Here is a 15023-nt window from a genome sequence, read left to right on the forward strand (position 1 = left end):
AATTAATGAGGCAATTGATCTTTGATGAGTCCGTATAAAAAAGTACCCAACAAAGCGCCGGCTAACACCAATAATACGGGCCAGAATCCGGCTCCGATTAAAATAAAGATAGGCCCCGGACAAGCGCCTGCCAATGCCCAGCCCAATCCGAAAATCAATCCGCCAATCCAATATCTAAAAGAACCTTTTTCTTTGTCGGCAATTTTAATAGGTTCGCCCTCGATGCTTTTGACTTCAAACCTTTTGATGAGTTGAATGCCCACCACACCTGTTGCAATGGCTACCATGATAATACCAAACATATGAAACGACTGAAACTGAAACATTTCATAAATACGGTACCACGAAACGGCTTCGGCCTTGGTAAGTACAATGCCGAAAATAAATCCGACAATGATGAATTTAATACTTTTCATACTAAAAAATTAAGGGCAAAATAAAATGCGACATAATGAGTCCGCCGATAAAAAAACCAACTACTGCCTTAAGCGACTGGCGTTGTAAATTGCTCATTCCGGCAATGGCGTGGCCAGAAGTACAGCCTCCGGCATAGCGAGAGCCAAATCCGATGAGCAAACCTCCAATAAGTAAAATAACAATCATTTTAGCAGAGGTAAACACCTGATTGCCAAACAAAGCATCTGGAAGCAGTTTACCGTTGGGTGCTTCAACACCCATAGCTTGCAATTGTACAATAGTTTGCGGATTCAATGTTACATTACTCGGATCACTCATATAATGCACCGCTACAAATCCGCCAAACATGGCTCCGACCAATACCAGTAAATTCCAGTATTGTGACTTGACATCAAACCTGAAAAACTCGGCACATTTATCACCTCCGGCCAAAGTACAAAGCGAACGAAGGTTAGATGACATTCCGAAAACTTTTCCGAAATAATTGAGCACCAGCATAATCACAGCAATTAAAAACCCGGCAATGGCCCAATGCCAAGTGTGAAAAAGTATTTCCATGTAGAATTGTTTTTGACAAAAATAACAATTCAATTGGTTTTTGAATTTAAATGAGCGGAATCTGCTATTTTTGATTCGATTTTTACATCTGCCTTATGAAAAAGTTTACCATCGAGTTTAAATGGGCCATTCAGTTTAGTTTGCTTTCATTGGTATGGCTAATTGTTGAAAAAAGCTTGGGTTTACACGACGAAAAAATAGCCCAACAAGCCATCTACACTAATCTTTTTGCTTTTGTAGCGGTAACGATATACTATTTGGCTCTGCGCGACAAAAAAAAGAACTATTACCTTGGGCAAATGGATTGGAAGCAAGGAACCGTTTCAGGCATTGCCTTGACATTTCTGATCACGGCTTTGGTTCCGATGGTACAGTATGTGGGCTATAACTACATCTCACCTACTTTCTTTGAACACATGATTGAATATGCTGTGCAAAGCAAACACATGAAACAAGCCCAAGCCGAAATGTTTTTTAATATGAATAGCTACACCATCATGGCTATTTTTAATGCGTTATCGATGGGTGTAATAACCTCGGCTGTTGTTGCGTTATTGCTCAAAACCAAACCTCAGAAATCATGAAAAAGCAGTGGATTCTTTTTGTTCTGGGTCTGATGACCTTGAGTTGTGTGAGTACCAAATCAACGATAAAAAATGTTGATGACAACGCTCCGACACCTCAGTTAAATAAGGTAAAAAATGCGTTTGTCCTTACCCTCTACAGCAAGGATGCGTTGTACGGATATAATGAGGAATACCCTATCAATGTTTTTTACCTCAATTCGGCCAACCCTGAACTCAACGAACAGCGATTCTTGAATGCATTGGCCGGCCCCAAAGGCGAAGTAATCAGCTATAAAAAAATCGACAAATGTTGCCCATTTCCAACCAAAAGAAATGAAATGGGTGCTGGCTCACTCAATATTTACGAACTGACATGGCCAGGGCAAAAAGAACCGGTAAAGTTATATTTGAACGGTTTTGAAAAAGGTGCTCTGATGGTTCCGGTGGGGCTTAGTTTGCAAAAAGAATAAGCCGTTAAGCTGTGCTAAATCTTACTTAAAAAAACGACTGTCTTCATTCTAAATTCATCAGTCTTTGAGTATCTTTGCGGCATCAAAATCTGCATATGAACATCCAAAACATCCCGCAAATCAAACATACCGAAAGTGGTAACTTTTTCTTATTGGCCGGTCCTTGTGCTATTGAAGGCGAAGAAATGGCTCTTCGCATAGCCGAAAAGCTCACCGGTATTTCTGACAAACTTCAAATTCCGTACGTTTTTAAAGGTTCATTTAAAAAGGCCAATCGCTCAAGAATTGATAGTTTTTCAGGCATTGGCGATGAGAAAGCACTTAAAATTTTACGCAAAGTTTCTGAGACTTTTCAAGTGCCAACAGTTACCGATATTCACACCAACGAAGATGCCGACAAGGCTGCTCAGTATGTAGATGTTTTACAGATTCCTGCTTTTTTGGTCAGACAAACTGATCTGGTTGTGGCTGCCGCGAATACCGGAAGAACCGTCAACCTTAAAAAAGGCCAGTTCATGAGCCCTGAAAGCATGAAACATGCGGTGCAAAAAGTACTTGATTGTCAGAACCAAAACGTGATGGTTACCGATCGCGGTAGCATGTTTGGCTATCAAGATATGATTGTTGATTTCAGAGGAATCCCAACCATGCAACAATTTGCCACAACCGTACTGGATGTTACCCACTCTTTACAACAACCCAATCAAACAGCTGGTGTAACCGGAGGTCGTCCGGACATGATTGAAACTATTGCCAAAGCAGGAATTGCTGTTGGAGTCGATGGAATTTTTATTGAAACCCATTTTGACCCGGCCAATGCTAAAAGTGATGGTGCCAATATGCTACACCTTGATTTATTTGAAGGCCTGATGAACAAACTGGTCGCTATCCGTAAAACTGTTCAATCATTTTAAATCAAATCGTTGTTTTGAAAAAATCTACTCTTTTCACAGCATTTCTTCTGGCCATGCTGTGCAGTAATGTTTGGTCGCAAGATCTTAAAATTCAAGAAAAATACACCGCACACAACAAAGGTAAATTCTTTGTGCACTGGGGCGGCAACCGCGAAAGCTATAGCCGTTCAGATATTACTTTTAAAGGCGACAACTACAATTTCACTTTGTATGACGTGAGCGCCCATGACAAACCCAAAGGCTGGCATATTGATTTTATCAATCCGGCACGTATGACGATTCCGCAAACCAATTTTAGAATGGGTTATTTTGTGAGTGATCATTACAGTGTTTCACTTGGATTAGACCACATGAAATATGTGATGTATCAAGACCGAAACGTCAACATAAAAGGTTATTATCCCAATGCGGGCACTTATGGTGAAACATGGCCCAATGGTCAAGTTTGGCTTTCAGAAGATTTCTTAACTTTTGAGCATACCGATGGTTTGAATTACATCAATGCCGAAGTAGCTCGTTTTGATGATGTTTCGAAATTTTTGGGCATTACTGATACCGATATGATTCAAATTAATTTGACCGAAGGTTTGGGAGGAGGTTTTCTTTATCCTAAAACCAATACCAAATTATTGGGTAAAGAACGTCACGATGACTTTCACGTTTCAGGTTATGGAATTTCAGCCAAAGCCGGAATCAACATTACTTTCTTAAAACATTTTTATGTACAAGGTGAATTAAAAACAGGATATATAGATATGCCTGACATCAGAACCACAGACGATCCGGCTGATAGAGCCTCACAACATTTTACTTTTGTTGAACGAATGATTGTCTTTGGCGGCATCTTTAAAGTTTAAGTATAATTTAGGATTTTGACTACTAAAATAGTTGGATAGTTTTATAAATTAGCTCATCAATCTTAAACTTTTAAAACCATGAGAAAATTAATTTTAGCTGCTGTTGCCTTGCTTGGCTTTACTTTGAGCACACAAGCTCAAGAAGCAAAAAAAGCAACTCAACAAGTAAAAAAAGAAGTAAAAAAAGCAACTGACAAAGCCTCTAAAGACGCCAAGGTTGTTTTAAAGAAAGACGGAACGCCGGACAAGCGATACAAACAAGCCAAAGAAGTAGTACTCAAAAAAGATGGAACTCCGGATAAAAGATACAAGCAAAACAAATAAAAAAATCCCGCTTAATGAGCGGGATTTTTTTTATTTCTAAGGTTAGTGACCTCCACTTATCTTCTGGTCAAAATCAATACCTTGTGCTTTGAGTATTGCTGAAACCTTCCAAGCATAAAAAGCTAAGTACGCAAAACACAACACACCAACAATATAACTGGCGTGAATACTGGTCAAATCGGCCATATAACCTTGTAACCAACTGATGATACCACCCCCCATAATCATCATAATCAAAAAGCTACTGCCCTGACTGGTATTTTTACCCAATCCGCTGATGGCTAAAGTAAAAATACACGGCCAAAGTGTACTACAAAACAAACCTACACTGGTAAAGGCATAAACACTCATCATTCCGGTGGTTGACATACCGAGTAATAAGGCTGCTATACCCAAAACTGAGAATATAAGTAACATTCGCGCAGGATTTCCTTTACTGGCCATATCGGCAAAAATCAACACCAAAATCACCAAGGCATACACATAAAAAGGTGTTAAATCATGCTCCATAAACTTATTAACGCCCAAGAAAACACCAAAGGCCAAATAAGGCGCAATAAAACGCAATATCTTTTGCAAATTCATATCGTCGGTAAAAGCTTCAACTGCACCGGTCCAACGGCCAATCATCAAACTGGCCCAATACAATGAAATAAACGGTGCGATGTCTTTGGTTTGAATAAGCAAGTCTTTTTCCATATACGCCGGAAGGTTGCTCGCTGTAGATACCTCTACCCCTACATACACAAAAATACCAATCATACCCAACACCAATTGCGGATAATTCAAAGCCGATTTACGCACCGAAGTTGATTCAATATTTTCTTCAACAACAGCTTGTGGACGATCTGGAATAGATGACATCTTGAGCAAGACAGCTACAATCAAAAAAGCTGCGCCCAAAACCAAGTACGGAATCTTGACACTTTCAATACTCATATCGGTATTTTGTGATGAAGCAGCTCCAAAAATGGCAAAACTTACAATCAAGGGACCAATGGTAGTACCAAGATTATTAATGCCGCCAGCCATAGTCAAACGCTGTGAACCTGTGCTGATTGGTCCTAAGGCTATAGCCAACGGATTGGCAACGGTTTGCTGCAACGAAAAACCCAAAGCTACAATAAACAAACCTGACAACATGAGCGGAAACGAGCCGGTATTGGCTGCAGGATAAAACAACAAAGTGCCCAATGCCGAAATAAATAAGCCCAACGCCAGAGCATTTTTATAACCAATTCGATTGATGAGATCGCCTTTGGTCAAGTACGAAACAATCATATAAATAATTGAACCCACGGTATAAGCTACATAAAAAGCAACCGATACCAACTGACTTTGCCCTTGGGTTAAATCAAAAGCTTTTTTAAATACGGGAATCAAAATATCGTTACTTGCAGCAACGAAGCCCCAGAAAAAGAATACTGAGGCCAAAGGAACAAACTGTGCCCAATTGGTTTTTACGCTTTCTGAACTCATAATTTTGGTTTTGTTTTGGTTAAGTGGTTATTCGTTTATTTTGTTAAAGATATCATTTTAACAATTGCATACTGATGAATTCCTACAGAGTTATTGACCAGATATTAACTTTTTAATCCGCTATTTTGACTTCAGATTTTGGGCCAATCCCGCTGGCGTTAAAAGCCTCTATCTGAAAATAATAACGATCTGATTTGTCAAGGCCGCTAAAATAGTATTCTGATTTGCCATACACCATAATTGACCCGTAAAGCTTATCGGGTGATTTTCCGAAATAAATTACGTAACCGTCGGCCGAGGGTTCTTGCTGCCATTTAAGCCACGCGTTTCTGCGCTCTCCTTTAATTTTGGGAGCTGACCTGAGCGGAACAAAATTCTGAACCGCCCCCGGTTTTTGGTTATGGGCCAATCCGAAGACCCGCAAACCGCTTATGGCAAACTTGCCGGTGGGCATTTGAATGTTCTCAAGTTTGACAAATCTAGCCAAAGCCGGGCTTTCAAGTTCTATATAATCGTGCGGAACATCGGTGGTGTTTTTACTTTTGTCAATTAATTTGTTCCAAGACTTGCCGTCGTCAGAGATATAAATGATGTAACGATGACCAAGTGTAGTTTCAGGTTTGCCCATCAAATCAGCATCTTGATCAGCGTAGTTGATTTGAATGGCGTGAATAGACGAAGGTTCTCCCAAATCAGTAATTAAATATTCACCCAAAACAGCACTTTTGGCCGACCAATAGGTTTTAATATCTTCATCAACAGCATAGTTGGGCTGAAATCCACCCAAAGTAGACGAAACCTGAACAGGTTTATTGTAGTTCAGCAACATCCAACCGGTAAAGCTCTCGGACAAATGGTTCTTTTTCTGAGCGGGCAAATAGGTCGGATAATCACCATAAGCCGTATTTGAATACAATATATCTTCTGCATCAAAACCAGCTGGCCAAATACCTAAACGTCTTTCAAAATTATTCTTGATGCAAATACCAATCGTAGATACATGCCAATATTGTCCATAGGCATCTTGAAAAGTTGCTCCGTGTCCTGAACCGCGAGCAAAGCCTCCGGGTTTATACGAAAACGGATTGTGCGACTGATACTCAAACGGGCCCAATGGATGCTTACCTACATAAACACCATCGGCATAACCACTAAATTCGGTTCCCGGTGCTCCGTACTGCAAATAGTATTTGTTGTGGTATTTGGTCATAAAAGCTCCTTCGGTAAAAGGCTGCAAAAAGGTATTGTCGTTATGTTCACCAAATCGTTCCCAGCCGTGTTCATCATCGTTGAGCGCCAAAACCGGCGTAGGCTCATCCATCGGCTGAAATGTTTTGCGGTTGAGTTTAACACCATACAACGGATACAAATTACTTGAGCCATAATATTCATAAACCTCATCGGTATCGGCATCCCAAAATATTTGCGGATCCCAAGCTCCTGCCTGAGATTTATGTACGAGCTCTTTCCATTGATTCTTGGCCGGATCGGTACTCATCCAGATTGGAAATTCTTTGGTATGGGTTGAACCTACCACCAATAAAGTATCCCGAACAAACGACAGTGAAGGGGCGCATAATTCATCGTAAACCTTGTGCTCAGGACGAAGAAATTTTCGGGATACAAACTTCCAACCCAACATATCTTTACTGTGCCAATAACCCCATTGATTGGTTGAAAACAAATAGTATTCACCTTTAAAAAAAGTAATCACCGGATCAGCGGTTGCGCGATGTTTTCCTTGGGTAACAAAACCCGGTATAGGGCAATACCCATAGTCAATGTTAATCGGATTACAATAGGTTGTATTTTGACTTTGGCCAGAGCTAACCATCAAAAACAAACCAATAACTATATAGTAAATCCGCATAAAATTAATTCAAAGGTTCAAAACTCACGGCAGCTCCACCACCGTTGGCTAAATGCAATTTTATTTTTGACTTAGACGTAACTTCAATGGTTTTGATTTGATAACTCATCGGGTTTGCCTTCCAATCAGCAGTTGGACCGTCGGTATACAAAATGGCTTTATACTTTTTTGCTGGACTCAAAAAGTCTAATTTGATTTCAGTATCACGCGCATTTTCATCGGTAATAGCGCCTAAAAACCATTTTTCTGTTTTCTTGTCTTTGCGCACCACGGTTAAATAATCGCCAGGCTCAGCTTCAAGGTAACGCGAATCTTGCCAATCAACAGCTACATCTTTAATAAACTGAAACGCGTCAAGGTGCTTTTCGTAATTTTCGGGTAAATCAGCAGCCATTTGCAAAGGTGAATACATGGTTACATACAAAGCCAATTGTTTGGCTAAAGTAGTGTGTACTTGCTCTTTTTTGCTCGCATCATAATGGCTCATCTTGATTTCAAAAATACCCGGTGTGTAATCCATCGGGCCACCCAGCAAGCGTGTAAAAGGCAAAATGGTTTCATGCATGGGCGGATTTCCTGAACTCCAAGCATTGAATTCATTACCACGGGCCGCTTCGGCTGCAATGTAATTCGGGTAAGTTCGGCTGTAACCTGTAGGCCGTGAACTTTCGTGTGAGTTGACCATTATTTTGTAATCGGCAGCACGTCGAGCAACAAAATTGTAATGTCTAACCATGGCTTGCCCATCGTGCGTTTCGCCTCGTGGAATAATTCTACCTACATAACCCGATTTAACAGCGCCGTAACCATATTGTTTCATTAAGTTAAAAGCACGGTCTAAATGGCGCTCATAATTTCCTACTGAGCCTGAAGTTTCATGATGCATGATCATTTTGACATTCTTTTGACGAGCATAATCATTCACCGCTTTTAAATCAAAATCCGGATAAGGTGTGGTAAAATCAAAAACATCTTCTTTCCAATTGCCAAACCAATCTTCCCAACCGGTATTCCAACCTTCTACCAAAACACCGTCAAACCCGTGCTTTGATGCAAAGTCAATATATCTTTTGACATTTTCGGTGGTTGCACCATGTTTTCCGGTAGGCACCAAATTCGCATCAAGCGCATTCTGTGCATTTTGTGAACCTGCATAATCCCAAGTTGATTTACCCACGTGCATTTCCCACCAAACGCCAACATATTTCATGGGTTTAATCCATGAAGTATCGTCAATTTTAGAAGGTTCATTGAGGTTAAAAATCATTTTTGACCCAACAATATCGCATGCATCTTTACTCATCATAACCGTTCGCCATGGCGTCTCGCAAGGTGCTTGTAAATAGGCTTTGTCACCAATGGCATTGGGTACCAAATGCGAGGTCAAAGTGTACGTTTCTGTATCAACATCCAGATGCATCACCGGATAATTAACCACTGCCGCCTCAAAAATATTCAAATACATCCCATCAGGCGATTTCATCATCAAAGGCGACTGTATTGTTTTTTTACCGTCAATCGTTTTTAAAGCAATTCCATTGTTTTTATCAACCAAATCTGTGTTGATTTCAGATATTTTGGTTTCGGTGTATGGGTATTCTTGGCTATCAAAATCACCGGGCAACCAAAATGCTTTGCAGTTTGAGGTGAGTTTAAATTGCGTTAATTCATCGGCAACAACAAAGTAATTTAAATTGGGTTGTTTCGGAAACTCATATCTAAAAGCGACTCCTTCGTCAAAAACGCGGAAGACTAGATTTATTTTTCGGCCACTGCTTTTTTGCAACAAAGCTATTTTAAGTTCATTATAGCGATTGCGAATGTTGGTTTGTTCTCCTAAAACCGGATGCCAAACCTCGTCAAAATTTCGGGTTTGAGATTGCTCTACCCAAAAGCCTGATACCAATGCCTCTGAAGTCTTTAGTTTGATTCCCAACTGACTTGAACTAATTATAGTTTGCGCAGCATAAGACACCGAATAAGTAGGAACTCCGAAAGAGTCGAGCTGAAAATCGAGTTTAATTTTTTGCGAAGGCGAACTCACTGATTGAGCAATAGCGCATTCGAAAAAAATCAAAATCCATAAAAATCGTTTGTTCATATTGATCATTTTGGGCTAATATAGTAAACAATCACACATCAAAAATAAATCACTACCGAAGCAGTTCAAAAGCTTCTTTGAGTGTTGCTGATGAGCTTCCGCCCACATAAACTTCAAATGCTCCGGGTTCAGCCACAAAATTCAAATCAGAGTTGTAGAACTTTAGATCATCTACACTCAGATCAAAGGTGACTTTTCGGGTTTCGCCTTTGGATAATGAAATTTTCTGAAAACCTTTTAGTTCACGCATCGGGCGAGTTACTGACCCAACTACATCTCGCAAATACAACTGAACTACTTCTTGTCCGTCAAAATTTCCGGTATTGGTTACTTCAACCGAAACAGTCAAAGTTTGTCCAGCCTTTAACTGACGGGTTGAAACCGTTAAGTTTTTGTACCCAAATTGTGTATAGCTCAAACCAAAACCAAACGAGAACTCCGGTTCATTGCGCTGGTCTAAATAATTCGACCTGAATTTTTCAAAATTACCTTCAGAATTACCCAAAGGTCTGCCTGTATTTTTATGATTGTAATAGATGGGTATTTGACCCACATTTCTCGGAAAAGTGGCCGATAATTTACCCGAAGGATTTACATCGCCAAACAAAACATCGGCAATAGCTAAACCGGCTTCTGAGCCCGGAAACCATACATCTAAAATAGCCGGAACCGACTTTACTTCATCGGCTAAAACCAGTGGACGTCCGTTGAAGAGCACCAAAACAACCGGTTTTCCGGTGGCCAATAAGGCTTTGAGTAAATCTTTTTGCGCCTGAGGGATTTCAAGGTTTGTTCGGCTGCTGCTTTCTCCGCTCATCTCGGCTGATTCACCCAGAGCTGCCACAACAACATCAGCTTTACGAGCAACTTCAAGTGCTTCGTTCATTAATTGATCACTGGTTCGCGCATCGCGGTGTAGGGTCTTACCAAACATGGTGGCACGTTCTTCATAGGCAGCATCATAATCAAGATTACTGCCTTTGGCATAAATAATCTGTGCTTGTTTGCCCAACACTTCACGAAGGCCGGCTAAGACCGAAACAGATTTAGACTGCTGAGTAGCCACACTCCATGTACCGGCCATATTTTCGGCAGCATCGGCCAATGGGCCAATCAAGGCAATGGTTCCTTGTTTTTTGAGCGGTAATAATTGCTGCTCATTTTTGAGCAAAACAAATGATTCAGCTGCTATTTTACGAGCTTCAGCGCGGGAAGCCGATGTGAAAATTTCTTTTTTTGAACGATTATCATCGCAATAACGGTACGGATCATCAAACAAACCTAAATCATATTTGGCATTGAGAATCAAACCAACGGCTTGATCAATTTGGGCCAGAGTAACTCGGCCTTCATCTAATGATTTTTTAAGGGTAGTCAAAAAGCCCTCACCCACCATATCCATCTCAACACCTGCATTCATAGCCATAGCCGAAGCGGTTTGTAAATCCCCAACCCCGTGGTGGATCATTTCATTGATGCCGGTGTAATCGGTAACTACAAAACCTTTAAAACCCCATTGCTTGCGCAATACATCTGTAAGCAACCATTTATTTCCGGTTGCCGGAATCCCGTCAATTTCATTAAACGAAGCCATAACTGTTCCTGCTCCGGCATCAATGGCCGCTTTATACGGCGGCAAATATTCGTTGTACATTCTGATCCGACTCATATCAACGGTATTGTAATCACGACCGGATTCAGCCGCCCCGTATAGAGCAAAGTGCTTAACGCAAGATAATATGGTGTTTTTTTTACTCAAATCAGTACCTTGATAACCTTTGACCATGGCTTGCGCGATTTTGCTCCCCAAAAAAGCGTCTTCACCTGAACCTTCAGCTACACGTCCCCAACGCGGATCTCGCGAAATATCAACCATGGGTGAAAAAGTCCAATTGATTCCATCGGCACTGGCCTCTTGCGCAGCAATCTCTGCCGAGCGTTGAATAAGGTTCATATTCCAACTACACGATAGTCCGAGCGGAATAGGAAAAGTAGTTTCATAACCGTGAATAACATCCATTCCAAACAACAAAGGAATTTTAAGTCTGCTTTTTTCAACGGCTATCTTCTGAACTTCTTTTATTTTTTGTACCGATTTAATGTTAAACAATCCGCCTACCTGACCTTGCTGAATTTTTTTGGCAATATCCGAACTTCCGGCCTGACCGGTAGTAATATCGCCCGAAGTAGGTAGATTGAGTTGCCCTAACTTTTCATCTAAAGTCATTTTGGCCAATAAATCGTTGACGAATTTTTCTTTAGACACTTTTGTTTGTGCATATACAGAAGATACGGTCACCAACAAAATCAATAAGCTGTATCGGAGTTGTTTCATTTTAATATTTTATAAATGTTGTTGAAATAACCACTGGTAAAATTCAGGATTTGAATAAGTCGAATCCCACGAATTGTGATTGTCATTCTGAAAAATCGTCAGACTGGCCAATGGGTTATGTTTTTTGAGTTGGTTGTAAATTTTGATGGCATAACTGGGCGGAACAACATCATCGAGCGCTCCGTGATAGATGCGTATAGGAACATTTTTAATGCGCGGAAATTCATCCTCCATATAATAATCAACCGGCGCACACACCGGTGCTACAGCTGCAAACAGCTCCGGATGCTCAAAGGTAAGTTTCCAAACCCCCAAACCACCCATACTCAAACCGGTCAAGTAAATGCGCTTCGGATTGACTTGATATTGAGCCACAATTGATTCAATGAGTTCATAAACCGCGCGGGTATCCCATTTTTGATTTTCAGGGCAATGTGGTGCTAACAAAATAGCCGGCTGAGTAATCAGTGACTTATAGGTAAACGGGCTGTGACTTTTAACAATCTCGAGTGCTCCTCCTCTTTCGCCCGAACCATGCAGAAAAACCAGCAAAGGCAAATCTTTGTTGGGTTGGTTCGGAACATCAATTAAATATTCTAAAGCAACTTTTTGTTTGATTTCTTTTTGAAACTGCCCACTGAGTTCTTGTGAAAAACCGTTTACATCCAAAACAAACAAAGCCAAAAAAATCAATAGTTTCTTCATACTTTTTAAAATCCGTGTTGCGTTGATGAAAACCCTAAGTTTTGCAACCCTGTTTTTACCTCGGGTGCCTGCATAAACAAATTCCACAACAAACCGCTGCGGTAGTTTTCAATCATCGGCGCAATGGTGCCTTGATCAATGGCTAAATAACGCTTAGTTACCCAGTTATAGTGCAACGAAAAAGCATCATACGGACCGGCTATTCCCACATGGGTATTTCTTTTTTCATTATAAATGAATCGCAAAAAACGCATAGACTCATCGGGTGTGTAAGGCATTGAAGACAAAGCGGCTGTTGGTGATATCACACCTCGATCAGCTGTAGGTTGATGCGCTGCATAACCTGTAGAACCATCTGAATTACGCGTATAACTGGCCGTTAAACCCCAGCATTTATTTGAATATCCAACATACTGAAATGGGTTCACTTGACAATGCTGATAGATAATTTTAGTGTGATTTACATTCAAATCCCAATATTGGGCATACTGGTCCGAAAGTCCGCGCGGATCAAGTCCTAAATAAGAATAATGCGCCCAAAACATAGGTCCAACAATTGAGGTCCCGTTGTGATTAAATATTTTAGGAAAACCATAAGCCGAACCACCGGTAACAATGGCACCGTTTCGGGCCCATGCCTGATGATAAGATGCATTCGGAACAGGATGCGTTGGTGATGCCGCACCCATGACATAGGTAATCAAACATTCATTGTATCCCTCAAGTTTAAAGTTAAGTTGCCACTGGTAATTGGGCGACCAATGCCAATACAATGCATTTTCGCCTTTGGTGTACCAATCCCATTCAACTCCTTTCCATAAATCATCTGCTTTTTGAGCAATAGCTTGTTCTTCGACACTGCCGTTTTTAAAATATTCTCGCAATGAAATAAGGCCTTGACAAAGAAAAGCAGTTTCAACCAAATCCCCTCCGTTATCAACTGTTCCAAACGGAATTACCTCTCCGTTGGTTCCGTTCATCCAATGTGGCCAAGCGCCGTGAAAACGATCGGCATTTTCTAAAAATGTCAACGCTGTAGTAAGTCTTGAAACAGCTTCTGTTCTTGAGACAAAACCTCTTTCAACACCTACAATAATTGACATCAAACCAAAGCCCGAACCACCTGTTGTAACAATGTTGGCATCATTAGACGGGTCATCAACATGATAGCGTTCGCGTGCTAACTTTGAAACCGGATGGGCATAATCCCAAAAATATTTTATAGCATCTTGTTGTGCTTTATTTAAAAGTTCCGCATCGGTTAATTGAGGAATATTGGCATTGGGGTCAGGATTTGCCGTATTGTCTTGACCTGAACTGCCTGAAGTACAAGCAATAGACACTAGTGCTACAAATAAAACAAGACCTGATTTTGAAAAATATGACATAAAAGATTGTTTGTAGAGAAAAGAGTCCGAATTTTTGATTCGGACTCTTGTAAAAATGCTAATAAAAAATTATCTACCGGCTTTTTCTAACTCATATAAAGAATTGATATCTGCTGATGATAAAGCTTTGTCCCAAACACGGATTTCATCTACTTTTCCGGTTAAAGATTTCTGCCATGAATCAGCATTTCCTGTAAGCACTGAACCAAATGTTCCGATAAGCGGTTTGGTGTTGGCAAAGAAGTTTAAGTTAAGCGGGTTTCCACCGTTTCTGGTTTCCCATTTCGGATTTGAAATTTTCTGACCATTGGCATACACTTTAAAAGTTCCTGCTGCACCGTCCCATACAATTACATAGTGCGCCCAAACGCCTCCGTTTTTATTCGGGTAAGCAACGTGTTGAACACCTGTTGGATCAGCAGCATTTTCAGTAATCATACCGTCATCTAACTTGATGGTGTTTCGCGAATCTTGCCAGTTAGCCGAACCGTCCGCATTTTTAATTACAGCCAAACCTTTGGTTGTCAACGAGTCAACAGTAGCTGCTTTCCAACCGGTCTCGGCCATGAAGTTGATATTTCCTGCCCATTCGTCATGTGAATCATCCATTGGACGTGTCATTTGGAAAAACATAGATGGCCCATCTAGTGGTGTTCCTTGATTGTTAGAAACATTTGCCCACAAACTGATGGTCATGCTGGTGGCTGAGTTTAAGCTCGCAATGGCCGGATATGCCAAATAACCACCACTAAAGTTAGCACATTGGCCTTTAACACCGGCAGTCCACGTTGTACCTGCAGTTGATGACGGATTAGTACTAGATTTTGACTCAGTACCATTTCCGTTTAACGGCCAATAAGCTTTTAGGTTTGATGCCCCCACCTCATTGGCTGAGTTGTATCCTCCAATTGGTGGTAATGAATCTGAACTACTGCTATCGCTGCTGCAACTCACAACAGTTGACATGGTTAATCCTAAACCTAAGGCAGCTAATAAAATTCTGTTTGTTTTCATAATAGTAAAATAGATAATTGATTAA

Annotated in this window: 14 protein-coding genes; 5 read left to right on the forward strand and 9 right to left on the reverse strand. The window is 40.7% G+C overall.

Annotated features, from left to right (window positions below):
- Positions 1 to 2: 2 nt before the first annotated feature.
- Both KIH23_RS12635 and KIH23_RS12640 read right to left on the reverse strand, forming a co-directional pair.
- Positions 3 to 416 (reverse strand): DUF6691 family protein, encoded by a 414-nt coding sequence (locus KIH23_RS12635; RefSeq protein ID WP_213213864.1) that lies wholly within the window; start codon positions 414 to 416, stop codon positions 3 to 5.
- Position 417: 1 nt separating this feature from the next.
- Positions 418 to 975 carry a YeeE/YedE family protein gene (locus KIH23_RS12640; protein WP_213213865.1) on the reverse strand — a complete coding sequence of 186 codons (558 nt, stop codon included), beginning with the start codon at positions 973 to 975 and terminating at the stop codon, positions 418 to 420.
- 95 nt (positions 976 to 1070) lie between these two features.
- On the opposite strand from KIH23_RS12640, the gene KIH23_RS12645 reads away from it, so the two are divergent.
- The 5 genes from KIH23_RS12645 to KIH23_RS12665 all read left to right on the forward strand — a co-directional run bounded on the left by KIH23_RS12645 (position 1071) and on the right by KIH23_RS12665 (position 4106).
- Positions 1071 to 1559: a DUF4199 domain-containing protein gene (locus KIH23_RS12645; protein WP_213213866.1), complete on the forward strand. Its 489-nt coding sequence runs from the start codon at positions 1071 to 1073 to the stop codon at positions 1557 to 1559.
- Positions 1556 to 2011: a 2-dehydro-3-deoxyphosphooctonate aldolase gene (locus KIH23_RS12650; RefSeq protein WP_213213867.1), complete on the forward strand. Its 456-nt coding sequence runs from the start codon at positions 1556 to 1558 to the stop codon at positions 2009 to 2011. The genes KIH23_RS12645 and KIH23_RS12650 overlap by 4 nt, the downstream gene beginning before the upstream one ends.
- A gap of 95 nt (positions 2012 to 2106) precedes the next feature.
- Entirely contained in the window at positions 2107 to 2925 is an 819-nt protein-coding gene (kdsA, locus tag KIH23_RS12655) for a 3-deoxy-8-phosphooctulonate synthase (protein WP_213213868.1), read from the forward strand.
- Between the two features lie 53 nt (positions 2926 to 2978).
- Positions 2979 to 3782 carry a hypothetical protein gene (locus KIH23_RS12660; protein ID WP_213213921.1) on the forward strand — a complete coding sequence of 268 codons (804 nt, stop codon included), beginning with the start codon at positions 2979 to 2981 and terminating at the stop codon, positions 3780 to 3782.
- A gap of 78 nt (positions 3783 to 3860) precedes the next feature.
- On the forward strand, positions 3861 to 4106 hold the full coding sequence (locus KIH23_RS12665; protein WP_213213869.1) for a hypothetical protein: 246 nt from the start codon (positions 3861 to 3863) through the stop codon (positions 4104 to 4106).
- Between the two features lie 42 nt (positions 4107 to 4148).
- Here the strand turns inward: KIH23_RS12665 and KIH23_RS12670 are convergent, their stop codons facing one another.
- The 7 genes from KIH23_RS12670 to KIH23_RS12700 all read right to left on the reverse strand — a co-directional run bounded on the left by KIH23_RS12670 (position 4149) and on the right by KIH23_RS12700 (position 14998).
- Positions 4149 to 5585: an MFS transporter gene (locus KIH23_RS12670; RefSeq protein WP_213213870.1), complete on the reverse strand. Its 1437-nt coding sequence runs from the start codon at positions 5583 to 5585 to the stop codon at positions 4149 to 4151.
- A 112-nt stretch (positions 5586 to 5697) separates the two neighbouring features.
- A complete protein-coding gene (locus tag KIH23_RS12675; protein ID WP_213213871.1) occupies positions 5698 to 7455 on the reverse strand; it encodes a discoidin domain-containing protein in 1758 nt (585 codons plus the stop codon).
- Positions 7456 to 7459: 4 nt separating this feature from the next.
- Entirely contained in the window at positions 7460 to 9556 is a 2097-nt protein-coding gene (locus KIH23_RS12680; protein ID WP_213213872.1) for a glycoside hydrolase family 97 protein, read from the reverse strand.
- Positions 9557 to 9608: 52 nt separating this feature from the next.
- On the reverse strand, positions 9609 to 11891 hold the full coding sequence (gene bglX / locus KIH23_RS12685; RefSeq protein ID WP_213213873.1) for a beta-glucosidase BglX: 2283 nt from the start codon (positions 11889 to 11891) through the stop codon (positions 9609 to 9611).
- Between the two features lie 9 nt (positions 11892 to 11900).
- Entirely contained in the window at positions 11901 to 12596 is a 696-nt protein-coding gene (locus KIH23_RS12690; RefSeq protein WP_213213874.1) for a prolyl oligopeptidase family serine peptidase, read from the reverse strand.
- Positions 12597 to 12601: 5 nt separating this feature from the next.
- Positions 12602 to 13984: a glucoamylase family protein gene (locus tag KIH23_RS12695; protein ID WP_213213875.1), complete on the reverse strand. Its 1383-nt coding sequence runs from the start codon at positions 13982 to 13984 to the stop codon at positions 12602 to 12604.
- A gap of 69 nt (positions 13985 to 14053) precedes the next feature.
- Entirely contained in the window at positions 14054 to 14998 is a 945-nt protein-coding gene (locus KIH23_RS12700; protein ID WP_213213876.1) for a LamG-like jellyroll fold domain-containing protein, read from the reverse strand.
- Positions 14999 to 15023 lie beyond the last annotated feature (25 nt).

Origin of the sequence: Flavobacterium sp. CYK-55 (assembly GCF_018413465.1) — a bacterium.
Taxonomy (GTDB): Bacteria; Bacteroidota; Bacteroidia; order Flavobacteriales; family Flavobacteriaceae; genus Flavobacterium.

Excerpts from the sequence above, each read along its gene's own strand:
- KIH23_RS12695 (WP_213213875.1), bottom strand. The coding sequence starts at position 13,984 with ATGTCATATTTTTCAAAATCAGGTCTTGTTTTATTTGTAGCACTAGTG.
- KIH23_RS12640 (WP_213213865.1), bottom strand. The coding sequence starts at position 975 with ATGGAAATACTTTTTCACACTTGGCATTGGGCCATTGCCGGGTTTTTA.
- KIH23_RS12670 (WP_213213870.1), bottom strand. The coding sequence starts at position 5,585 with ATGAGTTCAGAAAGCGTAAAAACCAATTGGGCACAGTTTGTTCCTTTG.
- KIH23_RS12660 (WP_213213921.1), top strand. The coding sequence starts at position 2,979 with ATGCTGTGCAGTAATGTTTGGTCGCAAGATCTTAAAATTCAAGAAAAA.
- KIH23_RS12650 (WP_213213867.1), top strand. The coding sequence starts at position 1,556 with ATGAAAAAGCAGTGGATTCTTTTTGTTCTGGGTCTGATGACCTTGAGT.
- KIH23_RS12690 (WP_213213874.1), bottom strand. The coding sequence starts at position 12,596 with ATGAAGAAACTATTGATTTTTTTGGCTTTGTTTGTTTTGGATGTAAAC.
- KIH23_RS12645 (WP_213213866.1), top strand. The coding sequence starts at position 1,071 with ATGAAAAAGTTTACCATCGAGTTTAAATGGGCCATTCAGTTTAGTTTG.
- bglX (WP_213213873.1), bottom strand. The coding sequence starts at position 11,891 with ATGAAACAACTCCGATACAGCTTATTGATTTTGTTGGTGACCGTATCT.
- KIH23_RS12680 (WP_213213872.1), bottom strand. The coding sequence starts at position 9,556 with ATGAACAAACGATTTTTATGGATTTTGATTTTTTTCGAATGCGCTATT.
- kdsA (WP_213213868.1), top strand. The coding sequence starts at position 2,107 with ATGAACATCCAAAACATCCCGCAAATCAAACATACCGAAAGTGGTAAC.
- KIH23_RS12635 (WP_213213864.1), bottom strand. The coding sequence starts at position 416 with ATGAAAAGTATTAAATTCATCATTGTCGGATTTATTTTCGGCATTGTA.
- KIH23_RS12675 (WP_213213871.1), bottom strand. The coding sequence starts at position 7,455 with ATGCGGATTTACTATATAGTTATTGGTTTGTTTTTGATGGTTAGCTCT.
- KIH23_RS12665 (WP_213213869.1), top strand. The coding sequence starts at position 3,861 with ATGAGAAAATTAATTTTAGCTGCTGTTGCCTTGCTTGGCTTTACTTTG.
- KIH23_RS12700 (WP_213213876.1), bottom strand. The coding sequence starts at position 14,998 with ATGAAAACAAACAGAATTTTATTAGCTGCCTTAGGTTTAGGATTAACC.